This window comes from Prosthecobacter sp., assembly GCF_029946185.1.
Lineage (GTDB): Bacteria > Verrucomicrobiota > Verrucomicrobiia > Verrucomicrobiales > Verrucomicrobiaceae > Prosthecobacter.
Genome location: NZ_JAQSEA010000194.1, coordinates 21,821 through 27,519 on the forward strand (window position 1 = coordinate 21,821; position 5,699 = coordinate 27,519).

The 5,699-nt window shown below is 62.6% G+C and carries 2 protein-coding genes; one reads left to right on the forward strand and one right to left on the reverse strand.

The genetic code is table 11. The features are described 5' to 3' along the window. Positions 1 to 5: 5 nt before the first annotated feature. Positions 6 to 2,816: a hypothetical protein gene (locus PSV43_RS16725; RefSeq protein ID WP_300199835.1), complete on the reverse strand. Its 2,811-nt coding sequence runs from the start codon at positions 2,814 to 2,816 to the stop codon at positions 6 to 8. A 560-nt stretch (positions 2,817 to 3,376) separates the two neighbouring features. Between PSV43_RS16725 and PSV43_RS16730 the strand changes: the two genes are divergently transcribed. Continuing rightward, complete coding sequence (locus tag PSV43_RS16730) at positions 3,377 to 5,656, forward strand: hypothetical protein (protein WP_300199838.1); 2,280 nt, start codon at positions 3,377 to 3,379, stop codon at positions 5,654 to 5,656. Positions 5,657 to 5,699 lie beyond the last annotated feature (43 nt).

Consider the following 5,699-nt stretch of genomic DNA (forward strand, 5'->3'; position numbering starts at 1 on the left):
CGCAGTCAGCGCGCCTTTGTCTTCTCCATCGCTCCGGGCAGCGGCAGTACGTAGATCGGAAACTTGTGCAGTGCCGTGACGCCGCTTTTCAGGCGGATCTGGATGACGATGTTGAGCTGCATGTGTTTCTCGAGCTTCGCTGGCGCGCGGAAGGTGAAGCGGCCGAGGTTGTTGATGCTGGCACCGGGGATCGCGTCGCGCAGTTCGTAGCCGCTCACGCCAGCGGGGTTGTTCACGGCGAGCTGGTAGTCCAGCGTGCGACCCTCCAGCACGATCGGGTTTGGGTGCGAGGTCACGTGCGCGGAGCCGGGGTTGATGGCGCGGGTGACGGCAACCATGTCCAGCGCGACCACCTGCAGCGTGCTGCCGCCGCGGCTGATCACGGTGACCAGATTTTTCTCTCCCATGGGCACCACCTGCCGGTGCCTGTCACTGCCCTCTACCTGGGCGTCCGGGAAGTCCAGCAGTTCCACGCAGTCCAGCCTCAGCAGCAGGCGGGCGTCGTCCGTGGCGAAGAAGTTGATCTTCGTGCCGTGGTCCACGGTCTTGGAGCTGGTGTAGTAGCTGCCGCAGTGGCTCAGGACGTTGCCTTTGTCATCCATCGGTACGTTGCTATAAGAATAGCCGAGGGAGAAGCCACGGCCCGCGCTGAACAGCCCGTCGATCTTGGGCGCGGTGCTGCGCTCATTCAACAGCTGGATGCCAGACCACGACTGAGCACGGCTTGCATTGCTGAAGTCCATGGTCAGCGCCGCGGAGATCATCAGCACGCCGCCGGGCAGGAGCACCAGCCGTCCGTCACTGGAGGCGGGTATCTGTACGGGGGTCGTTTTTCTCAGCATTTCCGCGAGGAGCTGAGTCGTCACAAGAGGGCCCGCTGGCATGTGGGGGGCCCATTTTGTGGCGGTGAGCGTCTGCTTGTCCAGCACGAGCAAGCTGCCGCGATTCGCCTCTTGCAGCGCCAGCGTCAGCGGGCCGGCGGCGGTCTCGCCCACGGCCAGCCCCACGAGCCGGGCGCTGTCTGGGAGCTGATAGCGGTGCGTGAGCGCAAAGCCGGGCAGTGCATGGCGTGTGAGCAGCCGCGTGAGGCTGTCGTATAAATACACGGCGTCTCCGCCCATGAAGGCGAGGCTGGTATCTCCTAGCATGAACCTGCCCGCCACCTTCCATTCGCGCACGGAAAAGAGCGCCAGCGATTTGTCCTTCATCTTCAGCGCGAGGTAGTCGTCCAGCCCGGGCAGCACGGTTTCGATGGGGGTGTCGCTCCGGTAGAGGCGCGACTTCAGCGGCACCGCAAAGCCGATCTTGATGGCACTGGCAAAGGCATCCTCCGCATTTTTGATTTCATCCTCCTCCGACACCGCCTGCGCGGAGCCGCCTTTTTTGGCAGAGGGCACCTTGGTCTTGTTTTTCAAGTCTATCGCCTCCACCACGGTGGCAGACACAGCCACCACCGGCTGCTCTCCGCTGAGCTGCAGCGCCAGGTTAAATTCACACGGGCTCTCCCCACCGGCCAGCTTCACACGCAGCGCCACCTCCTTCTGCGCCGCCATCTGGGGAGCCTGCCAGTCCATGCTGCCGTCCGCCCCCACGGTGAAATCCGGCGGAGTGTCCGTGGCGGAGACCTGCGCCGCCGCCCCACCCAGCACCTGCGGCTTGAAGTGGAAGGCCGCGCCGCGCTGCACGTAGCAGTCCGGGTAGTTCAGCAGCACGGGCGTCTGCGGCTGCGGCACTGCGGCCTTGTCCAGCGTGTGCAGCGTCAGTGTTTGATCACGGTGCCACACGGCCAGGGTGAGGCTGGCAGGGTCCAGCCACAGACGACCGGCATATTTGGGCCCGTCCCTGTCAGTCACATCGCGTACCTCGGGCACCTCAATCGTGGCCCACGGCGCCTGGGAGTAGTAGGAGTAAAAGGTGCACTGAGCGGGCACGGCTGGCGTGGCGCGGGCGTCTCCGAGCGTGATCACACAGAGATTCGGGCTGCTGGCCAGCGCGGTGACGCTGATGTTGCCAAAATGGTTGACCAGATTCTTGTGCGGCCGCTTCGCCGAGCCTGGGTAGAGGATGCCTTCGCCCCAGGAAAAAAAGCAGGAGGCAGACACCGTGGGCGACTGGTCATTTTCACTGGCGTGCTTCCGATCAAATCCCCTCAGGGGACCATGATACTCATAGCGCAGTGTGGTTGGGCTGCGGCTCCGCCCAGGTGGCCCGCTGGGGCGGCAGTACACCAGCGTGCCATCTCCCGAGGCCTGGTAGTCAAACGCATCCTCCAACGGGCTGGGGAAGTACCCGTGCTGAACGGGGTAAACATCCACCGTCAGCTCCTTCGGATCGCAGGGGACCGCGCCGAGGCCAGACATCACCGCCAGGGGCGCATCATCCGTGAGGCAGCCCGCTGTGATGCCGTGGTAGGTCATGCTATTGTCTGGCAGCCGTGCTGTCTTTTCCAGCGTCAGCGTCGCGGCATTGTAGCGCCGGATCTCGCGCAGGCCGGGATTCAGCACAAAGAGCGCGTCCTTGTTCCCCGCCACATGGCAGCCGCTGAGGTCCCCCGGCGGCAGCGGCAGCCATGTGCCCTCCGCCAGCGAGAGCCTCTGCCAATACGGCGCGCGCTCCAGCTTGAAGAGCACTTCCCGCCCCTCGCCAATCGCCTGTCCGTAGAGGATGCGACTTTCCGTGGTCAGTTCCTTGCTCACGGCAGGAACCACCGGCCCGGTCAGCGCAGCCTCACGACTGGCGCCGCTCTGGCCGCGAGTGCCATTCGTGCCCGCTAGGCCGATCAGAAACACCAGGGAAAACAAACGAGACGCTCTCATACAAAGGAAGAAAAACAGAAGGGGGAGTAAAAGAAAAAATCAGCCGCCAAATGCATGATTGTCTAGATGGCAAAGTACTCATAAGCCAGCATAAACCCGCGCTGAAGATCGTAAATAAACCGACACACAACACAGGTCGAGAAACAGCCGAAAGCGGGGGGGGGCAGTGGGGCTGCGCAGGCCACTCAGCCCACGCGCAGCACAAGGACACACGAAAGCGGCAGCTGCGCTGGTGCCTTGCTGCGCGACCGCACTCCATCTGGCGGAGTGCTGCGGATTGATGACCTAGGACGCTTCGCGCCTGAATTTTCATCGCGCCTGCTGCATGAGCTGAACTCGTGATGCGGTGGATCTGTCAATCACCTCACTGGTATTTACTTGTATTTAGAACCAGACCCTAAAATGAATAGAAGCACTGACGTGCTTTTTTCACAGAGGAACACATTTTCGCTTGCCATTCGAAATCTGGACCCAAGAAGTATGATCAGACAGCCTGACGTAGTGGAGAACTCGGAGGGGGAATTCAAATGACTTTTTGAACCTCGATTTTCTCTTTTCGCATGCGCTTGCTCCCTGACCCCCCTTCTTCTTCGTCTGCCGATGGTTCGACGCCTGCCCAGGCTTCTGCGGCGGCGAGTGTGGCGGCTCTGCGCGCTAAGGCGGCGCTGGTGCGGAAGAAGAAAAAGACGCCGCTGGAGGATGCGCTGGCAGCTGATGGTGGTGTGCGGGCGGTGCGGCTGGTGCAGTGGGCGCGGTCGCAGAAGGCGGGCTATGATGCGGGTCTGGTGCAGTGGCGGGCGAACCGCCTGAAGTGGAGCCAGGAGGCGCAGGATATTTTTGACCATCGCGCACGGGCCCGCCGTGAGAAGGCGGAGGTGGAGGATGCGGAGAGCATTTTCGAAGTGGCGAATGAGTCGATCAACATCGTGGCGTCGCTGGCGGAGTTTGCGGCGGCGCAGGCGGAGCAGGACATCTATGGCGGGGAGCCGTGGTTCGCGGCAAATCCGGTGGGGCAGGCGGACCAGAAGCTGGCGGATGACATCCAACACCACCTGCAGTGGACGTTTCGCGATGGCCGATTTGTGGATGCGCAGTGTCTGGGCATCGACCAGGCGGTGACGCTGGGGGAGTGCTTTATCAAGACGCTGTATGCGACGGATGTGGACGAGTATGAGGCGACGACGCCGTGCCTGCATGCGGATGGTGAGCCGGTGATGGATGCGCTGGGTGAGTATGTGACGAATGATGCGCAGGTGAAAAAACTGCGCCGCCGACTGAAGGGGAAGCTGGAGTGGAAGGAGGCGTATGAGACGCGCGAGGTGATCATCCGCCAGGGGGTGGAGGCGCTGCCGATCCACTTCAATGACATCTCATTTCGTGAGGATGCGCCGGAGCTGGATCTGCGACATACGAATGTGTATGTGAGCGTGGAGATGAGCACGTTTGAGGCGATGCGGCGCTTCCACCTTTCGAAGGAGGATGCGATCCGCCTGGCGCGCTGCGCGGAGACGCGGGTGTGCAGTGATGATGAGATCCAGCGTGAGCGGACGGCGGATGCGACGGTGACGTGCGCGGCGGCGGATGAGCCGCTGGGCGAGGTGGAGGCGGACAAGCTGCTGAACACTCGCGTGCGGCTGATCGAGGCGTATATCCGTGCGGATGTGACGGGCACGGGCAAGGAGGCGCGGATGTGCATGGTCTTCCCGCCGCTGCATGAGGACTGGATCATCTGGGCGGACTATCTGGCGAATATTTCGCCGAAGGCTGAGCTGCCGATCAAGTGTGATGTGTGGGAGCCGGTGCCGCACAGGCTTTATGGCAGAGGTTTTTTCTCGAAGTACTCCTACCTTCAAACGGGGACGGATAACTTGTGGAATCAGGTGAACTTCCGCAATGAGATGCATGCGAATCCGCTGACGGCGGTGCATGAGGAGAACCTGCAGGCGGATGAGGACGGGGGCGCGATGGTGATCGGCCCCGGCAAAACCATTCGCCCGAAGGCGGGGAAGCGGCTGGCGGATTGCATTGAGTTTGCGATGCTGCCGGATGCGGACACGCGGAGCCTGGTGCTGTTTCAAACGGGGATGCAGATCGCGCAGTTGCGCAGTGGGATCACGAGTGCGAGCCAGGGGGACTTATCCGGGGTGCCGGAGTCGAACACGGCGACGGGGATCAAGTCTCTGATCAGTCGTGCGGCGGTGCTGCTGAAGAAGCCGATCCGCAGGCTGCGGAGATCGAAGGGGCGGGGCTTTAGCTATGCGGTGAAGCTGCACTACGCGAACTTTGACCGCGCGGAGGCTTTTGTGTGGGGCGAGGGGCACAACAAGGAGCTGGTGACGATAGCGCCGGAGCATGTGCGTGACCTGGACATTGATGTGCAGATGCTGCTGACGCAGGAGCAGAACCAGAACAAGCTGCAGGGTGCGCAGGTGATGATGCAGCAGCTGCAGGGCTACTCGGGCATGCCGGAGACGGACAAGGTGGGCGCGCGCGTGGGCGTGGTGCAGGCGCTGAAGGCGCTGGAATTTGCCAATGCGGAGGAGATGGTGCGCAAGCCGGTGGTGACGCTGGAAAGCTGCCTGCCGCTGCTGCCACCGGAGGAGGCGGAGAAGCTGAAGGGGCTGCTGGCTTTGCAACAGCAGCAGGAACAGGCCGCGCAGCAACCGCAGGCGCCAGGTGCGGAGGCACAAGCGCCGGGTACGCCGCCGATGCCAGGTGCTGGTATGCCGGGTGCGCCGGGGATGATGCCGCCTGGGGCGGGCATGCCGGGTGCGGGTGAATCCGGGGCGATGCCGCCGGGCTCGCCAATACCACCTACTGGTATTCCTGCGCTGGCTTGAGTTTTTTCGAAGCACCGATGCGCAAACAAGGACAATCAGACAA